The 15,351-nt window shown below is 50.1% G+C and carries 13 protein-coding genes and 1 tRNA gene; 8 read left to right on the top strand and 6 right to left on the bottom strand.

The annotated features are described in order from the left end of the window. Positions 1-2: 2 nt before the first annotated feature. The 4 genes from EYC62_03630 to EYC62_03615 all read right to left on the bottom strand — a co-directional run bounded on the left by EYC62_03630 (position 3) and on the right by EYC62_03615 (position 6,665). Positions 3-4,856 carry an NAD-glutamate dehydrogenase gene (locus EYC62_03630; protein ID TAH36199.1) on the bottom strand — a complete coding sequence of 1,618 codons (4,854 nt, stop codon included), beginning with the start codon at positions 4,854-4,856 and terminating at the stop codon, positions 3-5. 171 nt (positions 4,857-5,027) lie between these two features. Beyond that, a tRNA-Gly gene (locus EYC62_03625) sits at positions 5,028-5,102 on the bottom strand. Between the two features lie 96 nt (positions 5,103-5,198). After that, positions 5,199-5,876, bottom strand: coding sequence for a hypothetical protein (locus EYC62_03620; protein TAH36198.1), 678 nt, complete (start codon positions 5,874-5,876; stop codon positions 5,199-5,201). Then, positions 5,877-6,665: a hypothetical protein gene (locus EYC62_03615; GenBank protein TAH36197.1), complete on the bottom strand. Its 789-nt coding sequence runs from the start codon at positions 6,663-6,665 to the stop codon at positions 5,877-5,879. Positions 6,666-6,730: 65 nt separating this feature from the next. Between EYC62_03615 and EYC62_03610 the strand changes: the two genes are divergently transcribed. Genes EYC62_03610 through EYC62_03595 form a run of 4 tightly spaced genes read left to right on the top strand, consistent with a single transcriptional unit; the run spans position 6,731 to position 9,047 of the window. Next, entirely contained in the window at positions 6,731-7,213 is a 483-nt protein-coding gene (locus EYC62_03610; GenBank protein TAH36196.1) for a prolyl-tRNA synthetase associated domain-containing protein, read from the top strand. Positions 7,214-7,267: 54 nt separating this feature from the next. Further along, a complete protein-coding gene (trxA, locus tag EYC62_03605) occupies positions 7,268-8,173 on the top strand; it encodes a thioredoxin (GenBank protein ID TAH36228.1) in 906 nt (301 codons plus the stop codon). 5 nt (positions 8,174-8,178) lie between these two features. After that, positions 8,179-8,841 (top strand): peptidase S16, encoded by a 663-nt coding sequence (locus EYC62_03600; GenBank protein ID TAH36227.1) that lies wholly within the window; start codon positions 8,179-8,181, stop codon positions 8,839-8,841. 11 nt (positions 8,842-8,852) lie between these two features. Then, entirely contained in the window at positions 8,853-9,047 is a 195-nt protein-coding gene (locus tag EYC62_03595) for a Trm112 family protein (GenBank protein ID TAH36195.1), read from the top strand. Here the strand turns inward: EYC62_03595 and EYC62_03590 are convergent. Beyond that, positions 9,044-10,261: a 2-octaprenyl-6-methoxyphenyl hydroxylase gene (locus EYC62_03590; protein ID TAH36194.1), complete on the bottom strand. Its 1,218-nt coding sequence runs from the start codon at positions 10,259-10,261 to the stop codon at positions 9,044-9,046. The two genes, EYC62_03595 and EYC62_03590, sit on opposite strands and share 4 nt — an antisense overlap. A 585-nt stretch (positions 10,262-10,846) precedes the next feature. Between EYC62_03590 and EYC62_03585 the strand changes: the two genes are divergently transcribed. Then, on the top strand, positions 10,847-12,733 hold the full coding sequence (locus EYC62_03585; GenBank protein ID TAH36226.1) for a DNA translocase FtsK: 1,887 nt from the start codon (positions 10,847-10,849) through the stop codon (positions 12,731-12,733). Here the strand turns inward: EYC62_03585 and EYC62_03580 are convergent. Beyond that, positions 12,730-13,053 carry a hypothetical protein gene (locus EYC62_03580; GenBank protein TAH36193.1) on the bottom strand — a complete coding sequence of 108 codons (324 nt, stop codon included), beginning with the start codon at positions 13,051-13,053 and terminating at the stop codon, positions 12,730-12,732. The genes EYC62_03585 and EYC62_03580 overlap by 4 nt on opposite strands. 105 nt (positions 13,054-13,158) lie before the next feature. Here EYC62_03580 and EYC62_03575 point away from each other — a divergent pair, with 105 nt between their 5' ends. The 3 genes from EYC62_03575 to xth are packed head-to-tail and all read left to right on the top strand — an operon-like array spanning position 13,159 to position 15,342. Next, positions 13,159-13,794 (top strand): outer membrane lipoprotein carrier protein LolA, encoded by a 636-nt coding sequence (locus EYC62_03575; GenBank protein TAH36192.1) that lies wholly within the window; start codon positions 13,159-13,161, stop codon positions 13,792-13,794. Positions 13,795-13,834: 40 nt separating this feature from the next. Then, positions 13,835-14,542, top strand: a complete 708-nt coding sequence (locus tag EYC62_03570; GenBank protein TAH36191.1) for an FAA hydrolase family protein — start codon at positions 13,835-13,837, stop codon at positions 14,540-14,542. After that, positions 14,542-15,342 (top strand): exodeoxyribonuclease III, encoded by an 801-nt coding sequence (gene xth / locus EYC62_03565; protein TAH36190.1) that lies wholly within the window; start codon positions 14,542-14,544, stop codon positions 15,340-15,342. The genes EYC62_03570 and xth overlap by 1 nt, the downstream gene beginning before the upstream one ends. Positions 15,343-15,351: the final 9 nt, after the last annotated feature.

The following is a 15,351-nucleotide window of genomic DNA, read 5'->3' as shown; positions in this document are numbered from 1 at the left end:
TCTTAAACCAACAGCGTCCGGATTTTTGCGATCGCCACCGTGATCATCGCGGTATCGAGATTGCTGACCGCGCGGATTTCCGCCAGTAACGCATCGATTGGCGCAACAATCTGTGCGCGGTCATCGATAAATTCCTGCAACGATTTTTCGCCGGCGCCCACTTCGCGCACGACTTCTTTGGTCAGGCGCGCCTGAAGACCCAATAAATCGTCGATCAAGCTGCTCACCGCTCTTGCTTGCCAGGCGCTGGATCGGCTGATTTTGCTCGCCGCGCGGCGCATCCAATCCAGGCCAAACCGTTCGCCAATCATGAAATAAAGTCCGGCTACGTCGCTGGCCGGCTTTTTGGTGGTCTCGGCAATATTGATCACATCGCCAATGCCGCCCAGCATGCGGATAAATACCACCCGCGACGCCAAGCCGTTTACCACATTCTGTTCGGCATAATCCTTGGCTTTTCGATCCAAAATTTTCAAATCGTGGCTTGGCAGGATTTTGCGCAAATTGGCTTGAATTTGCATAATCGGTTTTTGATAAATGGCCAACACCTGATCCAAAGTCTGCTTGGATTTCCGGCTGCGCAGGAACCAGATGGTGGCGCGTTCCACAAACCGGTTCAGCGCCTGGATCATATGAATTTGCACGACCGGCTTGGTTTTGTAATCCAGCGCGCAAATTTCGCTCCATACTTCGTCCAATCCGAACAATTCCCGCACCGCGATATAGGCGCGGATGACTTCGGCGGTATCGCTGCCGGTGATTTCGGAAATGTTATGCGCGAACAGAATCCCAACGCGGTTGACCATATAATTGACAAGGCACGTCGCGATAATTTCGCGGCGCAGCGCATGCTTGCCGATATCCTTGGCATATTTATCTTGCAGCGCTTTGGGGAAATAACGGCGCAAGTCCGTTTCCAGCGCCGGATCGTCCGGCACGGTGCTGGCCAATACCGCGTCATACAGGCCCATTTTGGTATAGGCCAGCAGAACCGCCAATTCCGGCCTGGTCAGGCCTTGCTTGGCCATGCTGCGTTCGGCGATTTCCTCGTCGCTGGGCAAATATTCAATCGTGCGGCTTAACTTGACGCTTTTTTCTAGAATGCGGATATGGCGCGCATATTCATCCAGCATTTCGGCGCTTTCGGAAACCATGCAGGACAATGCCATGGTTTGCTCGTAATTGTCGCGCAAAACCAGATCGCAGACCTCGACGCTCATTTGTTTCAATAATTTATCGCGATCCTTGCGTGTCAAGCGGCCGTCCTGTTCGACACGGCTCAGTAGGATTTTAATATTCACTTCATGGTCGGAACAATCGACGCCGCCGGAATTGTCGATGGCATCGGTATTGTTGCGTCCGCCCGAAAGCGCGTATTCGATTCTGCCCAATTGCGTGAATCCCAAATTCGCGCCTTCCCCCACTATTTTGCAACGCAGCTCCTTGGCGTTTATGCGCAGATTATCGTTGCCGCGGTCGCCGACGTCGGAATTGCTTTCATGGGACGCCTTGACAAAAGTGCCTATGCCGCCAAGCCATAATAAATCCGCCGGTGCGCGCAAAATGGTTTGAATCAATTCTGCCGGGGTGAAATCGGACTGTTCGGTTTGCAACGCTGCGCGCGCTTCGGTCGACAAGGTTATTTTCTTTTTATCGCGGCCAAATACGCCGCCGCCCTTGGAAATGGTTTTGCTGTCGTAATCCGCCCAGCTCAGTTGCGGGTTTTCAAACAACCGTTTGCGTTCCTTGTAACTTTTTGCCGGATCTGGATTCGGATCGACAAAAATATGCGCATGATTGAACGCCGCCAACAGTTTCATTTGATCGGATTGCAGCATGCCGTTGCCGAATACGTCGCCTGCCATATCGCCAACGCCGATGGCGCTGAATTGGGTTTTGCGTATATCGACATCCATTTCGCGGAAATGGCGCATCACGGAAACCCAGCCGCCGCGCGCAGTGATGGAAAGTTCCTTGTGATCGTATCCCGCCGATCCGCCCGATGCGAAGGCATCGCCCAGCCAGAACCCATATTCGGCGGAAACGGAATTGGCGGTATCGGAAAATTTCGCGGTGCCTTTATCGGCCGCCACAACCAGATACGGATCGTCCGCATCGCGGCGGACAACGTTTTGCGGCGGGATCACCTTGCCATTTTGCAAATTGTCGGTGATATCCAGCATGCCGCGCATCATGGTTTTATAACATTCGGTAACTTCGGCCGATAACGCTTTTTTATCTTCCGGCGGCTGCTTTAAAACGAAACCGCCTTTGGACCCAACCGGCACGATAACGGTGTTTTTCACCATTTGCGCCTTAACAAGGCTTAGCACCTCGGTGCGGAAATCCTCGCGGCGGTCGGACCAGCGGATGCCGCCACGCGCCACTTTGCCGCCGCGCAAATGAATCGCTTCCATCCGCGGCGAGCAGACAAAAATCTCGCACCATGGCTTCGGTTCCGGCAGATCGATAATATCGCGGCTGGATAATTTAACCGAGAAATAATTTTTTGGCCGGCCTTCAGCGCCTGTCTGAAAGAAATTGGTGCGCAAGCTGGCCGAGATCAAATTCAGGAATTTGCGCATAATCCGGTCTTCGTCGACATTGGTTACCTTGTCGAGCTTGATCAGAATGTCGGCCTGCAATTTGGCCGCCGTGAACGAATCGCCGCCGGATTTCGGATCGAAGTACGCATAGAACAATTTCAGCAGATCCTTGGTGATGTCCGCGTGCTTGGCCAGGCAGCGTTCGATCGAATTTTGCGAAATGGTAAAACCGATTTGCCGCAAATATTTGGCGTAAGACCGGAAAATAACCACTTCTCTCGCGGTCATGTTATTGCTGACAATCAGACGGTTGAATCCGTCGTCTTCGAATTCGCCGCTATAGACGCCGGCAAGCGCAGCCGTGAACTTGTCCCGCAATTTATCGACGTCGATAGGCTGGCGGTCGAACCGCTGGACGGTTAAATCGTGCGACCATACGGTTTCCGTCTTGCCGTCAATGGTGGGGGTCACCGGCATGGCGGTTTCGCTGAGAACGCGGAACCCCATATTTTCCAGGCTGGGCAGAATTTCCGACAATACCAATTGCGCGCCGTTTTTATACAACGCCACGCCGCATTCGCCCGTTCCGGCATCGCCGTTTGGATAAATGTGAACGATGATTTCCGAAGTTTTCGCCAATGCCAAGGTCGCATCGGTGTTTTCAATATCGGCCATGGCGTCTTTAAGGCCATAAGTGTTTTGGTATTTTAACGAGAATGCGGCGGCATAGCGGCGCAGTATGGCTGGCGCTTTGTCCGCTCCGAATCTATCCAATACCGCTTCGCGTAAACGATCCGACCAGGATCGGGCCATTTCCGCCATTTCTTTTTCAATATGCCCGATATTGACCGATTCCGGCGGGTTTTTGTCGCAATCTATGATGAAATGAATCCGCGCCAACGGCTGATCGCTAAGCATCGTGTAATAATTGCGGATCTTGCCGCCAAGCCTTTCTTCCAAAGTTTGTCCGAATTTTTCGCGCAGGCCGGAAGTAAAATTCTCGCGCGGCGTGAAGATCAGGCAAGAATAATGGCGGCCCAACTTGTCGCGGCGAACGAATAAAGCCGTTCTGATTTTCTCTTGAATCCGGGCAATGCCCATGGCGATGGAAAATAATTCGTCTTCGTCGATCTGAATCAATTCGTCGCGCGGGAACGATACCAATACGTCGACCAGAATTTTGGTTTTATGTCCGGTCGGGCTCCATCCCGTGCGTTTTAAAATATTGTCCACTTTTTGCCGCAACAACGGGATATCGCGCGGATTACGGGAATAAGCCAGCGATGTAAATAATCCGACGAACCGGTGTTCGCCGACGACTTTTCCTTCCTTGTCATACCGCTTGATGGAAACCGTATCCATCGGCACGGTACGGTGCACGCTGGATGTGGCATTGGACTTGCTGATCGAAATAATGGATTTTTCCGATACAAAGGCTTTTACCTCGGGATGGTCGGCATCCCTGTCGCGCAAATCGCCGAATACGCGAAAAGCGGGATCGGTGATAACGCCAAGGCCGCTATTATCGACGACGCTGATTTTGTTACGGTTTCCCGTTTTGGGGTAATCATAGGCGCGATAACCCAGAAACGTGAAATGATCCTGGTCAAGCCATTCTAAAAACTGGCGCGCCTCTTCGCGTTCCGCTGGGCTTGGAATGCCGGCCGGCATTTCGGCGATAATATCGCCCAATTTCTTGCGCATTTTTTGCCAATCCGCAACCGCGATGGCCACATCGTTCAAAACCCGCGTTAAGTTGGCCTTTATGTCTTTAATATCCAGATCCACCGCCGGCGTTTTAATAATAAACTGAATAAACGACATGCGTTGGCCGCCGGATTTCGGGTTGACCTTTTGAATGTGTTTTGGCGGATAAACGGCCTTGATGGTTTTATCGTCCCGCTCGATATAGGCGGTCGGGTGAACCACGGCTTCGATCTCTATTCCCAGGCGGTGCAATTCGTTGGTGGTGGAATCGACCAAAAATGGAATGTCTTCGCCGACAATTTCAATTAACGAATATTCCGGCCCATCTTTTTTGCTGTTGGCCAATTCAATCCTTACGGATTGTTTTTTGCCCTTATGATCCAGCGCGGTTTGCCACAATTGCGCGACGGCATAGGCAAATAACGGTATATGAGCTTGATTCAAATCTTCGGAATTGATGGCATAAATATAAATCGGCGAAAATTGGGCAAATGCTTTCGCCTCGGCGCCTTTGAACCGGCTTGCGGCTTGTCTGATAATTTCTTCGCGCAGGGATTGTTCGGGCATGGCGGCGTGCTTTAAAGCGGGGGCGGGTTTGGACATCGGACGAGATCCTGTAACTTATGGTTAATGGATTATATAGCACGAAGCCCAATACGGGGCAAAATCGCGCTTATAATAAGAAAATTTTTGATGAAAAGAAGATTAAACAACAGTTACGTTTTGCAAACGCAAAAAGAAAATCGGCAATATGTTATTAAAATGGCCGGAAACTGGAGCGGGCAAAGGGATTTGAACCCTCGACCCTCACGTTGGCAACGTGATGCTCTACCGCTGAGCTATACCCGCTTATAAAAACAGAGCAGTATGGATACCAGAATCACCCTTGTTTGGCAAGCCTTTAGAATATAGATCAAGTATCGGAAAATATTGGATTTTATATCTTTATCGTGCTCTGCCGGTTTTGTTAGTTAGGCGCCGCAAATTGCAAGCCCATTGGCTGGGTGTTGGCTTTGGGGCATCGGGTTTGATATTTTTTTGATCTTGGGGTGCGGGAAATACAGGATGGGATGGTTGCGGAAATTTCGGTATCTCATTGGCTCTTACGGAACGCGCCACGCCCCATAGCAACAACACACTCGTTATAATAGTGGCCGCGGCCAAAAACCACCATATTTTATCCGAAGAGAGCAATGGTTGAATAGACCTTGCCAATGGAGCCAATTTAGCATCGGATAAGGCTTCCTTGCTTTCACTTATAACATAAAACAAGGGCGCCAATTCACTCAAAGTGCGTTCCGGCATCCATCGAACATGATTATTGTCGGGTATAATGTTATTTAACGTTCCAAATGCCCCAGAGATTTTTACCCGTTGATTTGGCGTTAACAGACTCGTTAGTGTTTGAAACAGGGGGGCGGGTTGGGTTGCGAGTCCTTCGGTAATAAGTGGCCCAAAAAATTGCTCCCAATCTTTTTCGTTAAATCCTATAAGGGTTTCTTGCCGGCCGTCCACGCCCATTTTTTCACAGGCAAGATTTGGAATCTTTAAAACAGCATTTGGACCAAATAATACGGAATTGCATGGCCGGATTTTGTTTGTCGTTAGTTCAGTAATGAGCATTTATAAAACTCTGCTATTTGTTTGCCGCCTTGCGACAATAATTGCCGGGTCGGGAAAGGTATCGGATCTGGGGTTCAATTTTGGTTCTGTGCCTGAAGGGTTTGCGACGGGCGTTTCTTTTTGTTTTGGCGGCTTCGGCTTTTTGACGGGCTCCCTTATTGCTTCGGAGGCATCTCTATATGGATCCGACAATATATTATAGGCGATAATCGCGGTCGCTAAGATTCCCAAACCGGCGGCGATGGTTATTTTTTTCAGTTTTTGGCGGCGCCTTCCTCTAGCGACCAATGCGCGGATGCGGTGTTGCTTTTCACGCTGTGTCGCTATTGTTTCGGCGATTTTTAAAAAAGGCGCGCATTCTGGTTTTTCCAACCCGCGCTGTTCCGCCTTTGCCGCCGCGCTGGCCATTAAGTCCGCCATCGCCACAAAAACTTTATCATCCATAAACCGGCTGGGGTTATGGATGGATTGATTTAATGCAGCCACTGGAAAATAAGTCCAAACATTTTTCAACACAGGATCGACCAACAACGGACCGTGAGGATTATGGGATTTTTCCCATTCATCAAGGATTTCACCAATAATTGGATTTTGGGGTGTGGCTTTGTATGCGGCGATGGTTGGCGCAAAAAAATTGTCCCAAACCCCATTTTCTACATAACACCAATCGCCGTCCCGTCCCTTTTCAACGCTAAAAATTATAGGTAAAGTCACTGTCTGCCCATCGACCTTGGCGGCGATGGTGCGGTTTGTGCCTGCTCGCAGTAGTGCATTTCTGTCGTTATCCATTTTGGTCCCTCGGGGCTGTCTGGCGCAGCCTTATTTGTTTCTCTAATATATACGGTTTTATAGCAATGGACGAATTATTACAATATTTAAAAGATTTAGGTATTAATCAACAAACAATCAACCACCCAGCCTTCTTTACTGTCGAAGAAGGGCTGCAATGGCATGATCGCATCCCCGGACTTCATTGTAAGACATTGTTTTTAAAAGATAAAAAAGATAAATTGTGGTTGGTGGTCATTCCCTTTCATATTCGAGCCGATCTAAACCGGCTGGAAAAGAAAATTGGCTCTGCCCGGCTATCGTTCGGCAAGCCCGAATTGCTGGAATCGACCTTGCGGGTTAAACCGGGGTCGGTAACGCCGTTTGCGGTAATGCACGATAATCCGCCCAAGGTGCAGGTGGTATTGGACCAGTCTATCCCAAAGGCGGATCTGGTTTGCTATCACCCGATGCGCAATGATTATACCACCACTATTGCGGCGAACGATTTATTGAAATTTCTGCGTGCGACAGGGCACGAACCGATGATTGTCGATTGTGCTGCCTAAGCATATGCGCTAGTTTGCCCTTGTTTTTACAGGGATAAACACCAAATTATGCGTATGACCAATACTATGGAAGCAATTACTTTAGAAAATAAAACCAATGGCTTGATCAAAGACGGATCGATCCCGACTTTTGTGCAAGACGTGCTGGAAGCGAGCAAGACCGCTCTGGTGCTGGTCGATTTCTGGGCCACCTGGTGCGGACCATGCAAACAATTGACGCCGGTATTGGAAAAAATCGTGCGCGATTTTGGCGGCAAAGTGAAATTGGTCAAAATCGATATCGATCAGAATAAACAACTCGCGGCGCAATTGGGTGTGCAATCCGTGCCGATGGTGTACGCGTTTCAAGACGGCCAGCCGGTCGATGCATTCATGGGCGCGATCCCGGAACGTGAATTGCGCGCGTTTGTCGATCGCTTGCTTGGCGGCGAAGGCAAACAAAATACCGAAGACACATTAAAAGCCGCGAAGACGGAATTGGATGCCGGCAATGTCGCGGGCGCGGCGATGCTGTATCAACAAATTTTATCGAATGATGCGGAAAATACCCTGGCGCTGGCGGGATTGGGATTATGTTTTCTGAAAAGCGGCGATGCGGCGCGCGCGCAAGACATACTGAATAAAATCCCGGAAAAACTGTGGCATTTGCCCGATGTAATGGCTCTGATCGCCGCCTTGGAATTATCCAGTGGCGCGAATAATGATACAGCGGCGTTGGAACAAAAAGTAAAACAAAATCCAAAAGATCAGCAAGCGCGATTGGATCTGGCTTGCGCTTATGCGGCGGCGAATAAAATGGAGCCGGCAATTGAAATTTTGCTGCAATCGATCAAATTCGACCGCAAATGGAACGAAGAAGCGGCCCGGCAGAAAATCGTGAAAATTCTCGACACGCTCGGGTTCGATCATCCGCTGGCCGGCGATACGCGGCGCAAACTATCGTCGATTTTATTTTCGTGAACGGCATGACTTGTTTTGAACGATTCAAGGCCAAATTCGAAGATCTGCCGAAACAGATCCCGATTTTCCCATTGCCGGGCGCGTTATTGCTGCCTGGTGGACAATTGCCGTTGAATATTTTCGAGCCGCGCTATGTGAATATGATTCTGGATGCGATGCGCACCGAAACGCGCTTGATTGGCATGATCCGCCCCAAAGACGAAGAATCGATGGAAGATGGCTGCGCCTTATTCAAAACCGGATGCGCCGGGCGAATATCGTCTTTTGCCGAAACCAACGACAACCGGATCTTAATAACCCTGCATGGCGTGGCGCGATTCGATTTATTGTCGGACGATTTGACCGACCGGGGATATCGCCAGGCCAATGTGGATTTTACAAAATATAAACGCGATTTCACCGATGAGCCGAATGAAAAAATCGACCGCGCGCCGATTCTGGCGGATTTAAAGCAATATTTGAAACGCTGTAAAATGGATGCCGATTGGCACATGATCGAAGGCGCGCCGGATTATGTGCTGGTGAACACGCTTGCCATGGTTTGCCCGTTCAGTTGCCAGGAACAGCAGGCATTATTGGAAGCGCCGAATCTGGCCGAACGCGCCAAGATTATTTCGTGTTTATTAAGTATGGCGGCGCACGATAAAGATTGCCGCAAAAAACAATAAGGAGATTTTCGATGGCCCTATTGCAACGTCCGCAAAAAACCGAAGTCGATCCAAGGCTGCTGGAAATTCTGGTGTGCCCTATGACCAAGGCAAAATTGGAATATGACCGCGAAAAACAGGAATTGATTTCGCGCGAGGCTGGCCTGGCCTATCCGATTCGCGACGGTATTCCAATCATGCTGGTCGACGAAGCGCGGAAAATTTAAAAATCCCCCATCGCGCGTTTGACAAAGGCGCGTTTCAGCGGCGGGATATAATCTACCAATTTCAATCCGATGCCGCGAATGCCGCGCATCGCGGCATGATCGACCCCGAACAGCCAATTTAACGCGTGGGTTGCCGCAATCATGCTGGCAACATCGAATTCGCGGCCCCGGGCGTAATTTTTCAGCACCGTATCGCCGCCCAAATCCAATCCCAATTTTTTTGCGCGGCTCAGGGATTGCGATAAATCCTCGATATCGCGGAACCCTAAATTCAATCCTTGCCCGGCAATCGGATGAATGCCATGCGCGGCATCGCCGATCAACACCATGCGTTGTCCGTAAACTTTTTTGGCAACGATCAGATTTAGCGGATATTTCTGCCGGTCGCAGGCCAGCGCAAATTCGCCCAAATAATCGCCGAACCGATCCTGCAATATTCCGCAAAACTCCTCATCGCTTAGATCCATCAAGGCTTGGGCCTTTTCCGGCGACTCGCTCCACACCAGCGAGGACGCGTGTTTGCCGTTTATGTCTTGCATCGGCAGCAACGCCAGCGGGCCTGAGGTCAAAAAACATTCATAAGCCACATTGTGATGCGGTTTGGTATGGGTCAGGCTGGCGATGACCGCATGATGGCGATAATCGTATTGCCGCGTTGGAATATTCCATTCTGTCCGTGCCCGCGATCCGCGGCCGTCGCTGGCAATTAACAATGCCGCCGATAATTTTTTGCCATCCGATAAATCAATTTCAATTTTGGCGGAATCTGGCCGCATGGCTCGCACATCGACAGGGGCCAATAATTCTATATTTTTGTGGTCTTGCAAGGCGGCGAATAATTCGCGCCGCAAATCCAGATTTAAAACAATATGGCCCATCGCCGCGCCATGGGTTTCGGTTTTGCCAAAATCCAAATGCACCGGGCCATTTCCATCGATCACTTCAATTTCTAAAATCGGTTCCGATTTTCCGGCCAGATTCTTCCATATCCCCGCTTGATCCAAAATTGCGCGGCTGCCGTAACTAAGCGCGGTGGTGCGCCAGTCGAAACCGGATTTTAATACCGTTTTCGGATCCTGCCGGTCGATAATTCCGATCGAAAACCCTTGATTCGCCAACAATAAAGCGGCCGTAGCGCCAACCGGCCCCGCGCCTAAAATCAAGCAATCAAAATTGTGCCTTGGGTTGGTTTTTATGTTGCGTCTTACGGCCATGATTATATCTTTTTGCGAAAATGATCTAGGCGCGCGCCCCGCGCCCAGTCTATACTATAAAGCCAAAGGCAGGGTTGGCCAAGCGATTTAGGAAAGATTCCGGATATGACCAAATTAAAGAAAAAGAAATCAATGCGCGCCAAAATGATGGCCCATATCGCCGAAATTTATAACCAGTACGAATCGTATATTTTGGGCGCGCTATGCTTGGTGTTTGGCGTTACCTCGGCCCTGTCCCTGATTTCGTATTCTTCCACCGATCCATCGTTTAATACCGCCAGCGATACCGATGCTGCCAATTGGTTTGGAAATTTTGGCGCTTATTTGTCGGATTTTTTGTTGCAGTCGTTCGGATTCGCCATTTGGCCGCCGGTGATTTTACTGTGCGTTTGGGGCTGGCGGCAATTGGCGCAATTGGAAATGATTGCCGGGTGGTTGCGCGCGATTTTATTGCCGGTGGGTTTATTATTGTTCAGCGGCGCGATGGCAACCTTAGCCACGCCGGCCTTATGGCCGTTTCCAAGCGGGCTTGGCGGCTGGCTTGGCCAATTGGTATTGGCGCAAAGCCTGCCATTATTTTCTTTTATGGGCGCTGGCGCTATTTGGGGTATTGGCGTCCTGTACGGCACTGTTGGCGCGGCGTTGTTGGTATGGTCCGCCGGTTTGTCGGCCGAAGAATGGGCTTATTACGGACAGATTATCGCGGCGGTCAGTGTTTATGCCGCGCGTAAAATCGCGGCGGCATCTTCTTGGCTATATGCGCAGATGAAAATGTTGTTCGCATCCAGCGAAGAAGAAATCGAAGAAATAATAGCGGAAGAAGAGCCGGAGAAAAAACCGGAAAAACTGGAATTGCCGAAACCGCCGCCGCGCAAGAAAAAACCATTGTTGGTGGAACAGGCCGCGAAAAAAACCAAACCGAAGGAATTTCGTCAGCAGCAGTTGGATTTATCTTCCGACGATTTTCAACTGCCGCCATTGGATTTGCTAAAACTGGGCGCGAAAAAAGCGGCTAATGACGGCCAGTCGCGCGAATCGATCGAGGCCAATACGCGCATGCTCGAATCTGTCCTGCAAAATTACGGCGTCGAGGGCGAGGTGGTGCGGGTGCGCCCAGGTCCTGTCGTTACACTATATGAAATGGAACCGGCGCCCGGCACCAAGGCGGCGCGCGTGATCGGATTGGCTGACGATATCGCCCGGAATATGAGCGCGCTGTCGGCGCGTATCGCAATGGTTCCAGGGCGCAGCGTGCTTGGCATTGAATTGCCAAACGCCTCGCGTGAAACGATTTATCTGCGGGAATTATTGGAATTGTCGGATGCGGATGCGCCAAAATATCAACTGCCATTGATTCTGGGCAAGGATATCGGCGGCGAACCGATTATCGCCGATCTGGCGCGCATGCCGCATTTATTGATCGCGGGTACGACCGGATCGGGCAAATCGGTTGCCATTAACACGATGATTTTGTCGCTGCTGTACCGCATGCCGCCGGACAAATGCAAATTGATCATGATCGATCCAAAGATGCTGGAACTGTCGGTGTATCAGGATATTCCGCATTTATTGACGCCGGTCGTAACCGATCCGAAAAAAGCGATTGTGGCGTTGAAATGGGCGGTCAAGGAAATGAATAACCGCTATCAGGCGATGTCCAAACTGGGCGTGCGCAATATCGAAGGATATAATTTGCGCCTGGCTGAAGCGCGCAAAAAAGGCGAGGTTCTATCACGTCAGGTGCAAACCGGATTCGATCCTGAAACCGGAAAACCGGTATACGAAGATCAACCGCTGGATTTGAATCATCTGCCGCTGATTGTGGTGGTGGTCGATGAAATGGCCGATTTGATGCTGGCGGCGGGCAAAGATATTGAATTCGCGATTCAGCGCCTGGCGCAAATGGCGCGCGCGGCCGGCATTCATTTGATTATGGCGACACAACGCCCGTCGGTCGACGTTATTACCGGCACGATTAAGGCGAATTTCCCGACCCGTATTTCGTTCCAAGTCACATCGAAAATCGATTCGCGCACGATTCTGGGTGAACCTGGCGCGGAACAATTATTGGGTCAGGGGGATATGTTATATATGGCCGGCGGCGGACGCATTACCCGCGTGCACGGACCGTATGTTTCGGATGCCGAGGTCGAATCGATCGCCAAATTCCTGCGCGATCAGGGCCAGCCAAGCTATCTGGAATCGGTCACGCAGGACGAGGAAGAAGAAGCCGGATTTGCATCCATCGACGGCAGCGACGATGGCGGCGATCAATTATACCGTCAGGCGGTACAGCTTGTTATGCGCGAACGCAAGGCATCGACATCTTTCATTCAGCGTCATTTGGCGATCGGCTATAACCGTGCCGCGCGGATTATGGACGATATGGAAGCGCGCGGGATCGTTTCCCCCGCCAATGCCACCGGCAAACGCGAGATTTTGATCGAATCCGAAGAACAAATGTATGGTTAAGATTTAGTTCTTTTTCTTTCATCCATCATTTCTCTCAGGCTTAAGGCGCTGAGTCTTTTAGGCGCTATGATGGGCGGCCTTTCGAATTGTTTTTTAGGCGGCAGTACCGCATTGCGCAAATCCACAATAAAAATATCCTGGCCCGGCGTTTTTATGCGGACATCTGCCGTGGCGTCTGCTTCGGAAGTATAAGGCCCAAATACTTTGACGCCGGCAACAACGGCAACATCTCCGTTTTTCCATTGCGGTTTCGTGGCGTTCAGCCAGCTTCCGACACGCTGCTCCGGCGGAACTTTGTTCGCTTTTTGGCCTTTTTTCATTATTACCCTCTCTAAGAAAGAGCTACGAGACCTATCGTTGCTTGTCAATATTATGCGTGTGAGAATCGCCTCGCTTTTGCCACAAGGCGGGACTATATATGGACTATGACCCATATTTCCCGCTTTGTTAGCATTATTCTTTTATCCGTTTTCTGCGCCCTGCCGGTGCAGGCGGCCAATCCCATTTACGATCAAAACATCGCCGATATTCATCAGATCGAAGATTACCTGAACTCTATTCAATCCATGCGCGCCACGTTTGTGCAGGCATCAAGCAATGGCAATTCCGCGCAAGGCAAAGTCTATTTGGCGCGGCCCAGCAAATTGCGTTTCACCTATGATGGCGACAAACCGATCGAACTTGTTTCCGACGGTAAAAAATTGGTCTATTACGACGGCAAGTTGGAACAAGTGACTTATACTTCGATCGATTCGTCCCCGTTGGCGCCAATCCTAAAATCCAAGGTGGAATTCAACGATCCCAAAATTATTCTGACCGGGTTTGAGAAAAAACGCGGGGAAATTTCCGTTTCTTTTATCGGCAAGGATGATCCTGGCGCCGGACAAGTGACGTTGCAATTTGACGCCGAGCCCTTGACGCTAAAGCGGTGGGTTATTCACGATTCGCAAGATATTGTGACCACGGTTTCGCTGGTAGATCCCGAACCTGGCGTGGATATCGACCCGAAAATATTTAAATTCGACGATCCCCGGCCGTTGAATAAACGCATCGATCAATAACCCATAGATTTTACGGCAATGCTGCGCTATATCTGGCGTTATGCCATATATATTTCCGCCAACCGCAGGTATTGTTGGAATTCCGGTGTTGGGCCAATCGGGCCATTTTCCGGTGCGGCGCGTGTTTTGCGCCGGGCGCAATTATGCCGCCCATGCCAAGGAAATGGGATGGAAAGGCGATTCCAAGGAAGAACCGTTCTTTTTTACCAAACCCAATGACACATTGCTGGTGGCCGCCAGCTTCGATCAAGAAGTGGCCGTTCCTTATCCCTTAATGACTAAAAATCTGCACCATGAAATTGAACTGGTGGTGGCTTTGGGCTCTGGTGGCAGTAATTTGTCCGCGCCCGCGGCTGGAAAATCGGTGTTTGGCTATGCTCTCGGCCTCGATTTAACGCGGCGCGATTTGCAGAATTTAGCCAAGGAAAAAGGCCAGCCATGGGATATGGCCAAGGGATTCGATTACGGCGCGCCAATATCGCCGATTATACCGGCCAAAGAAATATCGACAATTGAACATTGCAGCATGGAATTGCAGGTCAATGGCATCGTGCGCCAGCATGGAAAAATATCCGATATGATTTGGAATATCCCTGAAATTATCGCCCATTTATCGCAATACATAGAATTGAAGGCCGGCGATCTTATTTTTACCGGCACGCCCGAAGGCGTCAACGCCGTTCAGAAAGGCGATATATTGGCGGCCAAGTTGGATAGTTTTCTGCAATTGAAAGCCAAGATTGTTTGATGAAAAAGTTAAAAGTCAGCACGTGGAATATCAATTCGGTTCGCCTGCGATTACCCTTGGTGCTGCAGTTTCTAAAAGATCAAAAACCGGATGTGCTGGCGTTACAGGAAACTAAAACGCTGGACGAATTTTTCCCCGGGCAGGCGTTGAAAGACGCCGGATATACGCATCAATTATTTACCGGCATGAAATCCTATAATGGCGTGGCGTTGCTGTCTAAAGTGCCGCTGGAGAAAATCGATACGCCTTACTGGTGCGATAAACAGGACTGCCGCGGCATTTCCGGACGTTTGCCCAATGGCGTGGAAATCCATAATTTATACATCCCCGCCGGCGGCGATATTCCGGACCGCGCGGTGAATGACAAATTCGGCCATAAATTGGATTTCGTCGCTGAAGTCGGCAAATTCTGGAAAAAAATGAAATGCGGTAAAACCGGCCGGATTTTGCTGGGTGATTTTAATATCGCGCCGCTGGAACAGGATGTTTGGTCGCATAAACAATTGCTGGATGTGGTATCGCATACCCCGATCGAGGTCGAATCATTGTTAAAAATGCAGGCGGCCAATGATTGGGTTGATGCGGTCCGGCATTTCGTTCCCGCCGATCAGAAGCTTTATACCTGGTGGAGTTACCGCAACCAGGATTGGCGCAAATCGGATCGTGGCCGCAGGCTAGATCATATTTGGGTATCTCCAAACTTGAAAAATAATTTAAAATCGTATCACATATTGAAAGACGCCCGCGATTGGCAACAGCCATCCGATCATGTTCCGGTCAGCGTCGAAATGAAATTTTAGGGAGAAGAG

It is taken from the genome of Alphaproteobacteria bacterium, assembly GCA_004295055.1.
Taxonomy (GTDB): domain Bacteria; phylum Pseudomonadota; class Alphaproteobacteria; order SHNJ01; family SHNJ01; genus SHNJ01.
This window is presented reverse-complemented; position numbering and strand designations above follow the sequence as displayed.

Excerpts from the sequence above, each read along its gene's own strand:
- trxA (TAH36228.1), top strand. The coding sequence starts at position 7,268 with ATGACCAATACTATGGAAGCAATTACTTTAGAAAATAAAACCAATGGC.
- EYC62_03600 (TAH36227.1), top strand. The coding sequence starts at position 8,179 with ATGACTTGTTTTGAACGATTCAAGGCCAAATTCGAAGATCTGCCGAAA.
- EYC62_03595 (TAH36195.1), top strand. The coding sequence starts at position 8,853 with ATGGCCCTATTGCAACGTCCGCAAAAAACCGAAGTCGATCCAAGGCTG.
- EYC62_03615 (TAH36197.1), bottom strand. The coding sequence starts at position 6,665 with ATGGATAACGACAGAAATGCACTACTGCGAGCAGGCACAAACCGCACC.
- EYC62_03610 (TAH36196.1), top strand. The coding sequence starts at position 6,731 with ATGGACGAATTATTACAATATTTAAAAGATTTAGGTATTAATCAACAA.
- xth (TAH36190.1), top strand. The coding sequence starts at position 14,542 with ATGAAAAAGTTAAAAGTCAGCACGTGGAATATCAATTCGGTTCGCCTG.
- EYC62_03620 (TAH36198.1), bottom strand. The coding sequence starts at position 5,876 with ATGCTCATTACTGAACTAACGACAAACAAAATCCGGCCATGCAATTCC.
- EYC62_03590 (TAH36194.1), bottom strand. The coding sequence starts at position 10,261 with ATGGCCGTAAGACGCAACATAAAAACCAACCCAAGGCACAATTTTGAT.
- EYC62_03630 (TAH36199.1), bottom strand. The coding sequence starts at position 4,856 with ATGTCCAAACCCGCCCCCGCTTTAAAGCACGCCGCCATGCCCGAACAA.
- EYC62_03570 (TAH36191.1), top strand. The coding sequence starts at position 13,835 with ATGCCATATATATTTCCGCCAACCGCAGGTATTGTTGGAATTCCGGTG.
- EYC62_03580 (TAH36193.1), bottom strand. The coding sequence starts at position 13,053 with ATGAAAAAAGGCCAAAAAGCGAACAAAGTTCCGCCGGAGCAGCGTGTC.
- EYC62_03585 (TAH36226.1), top strand. The coding sequence starts at position 10,847 with ATGGGCGCTGGCGCTATTTGGGGTATTGGCGTCCTGTACGGCACTGTT.
- EYC62_03575 (TAH36192.1), top strand. The coding sequence starts at position 13,159 with ATGACCCATATTTCCCGCTTTGTTAGCATTATTCTTTTATCCGTTTTC.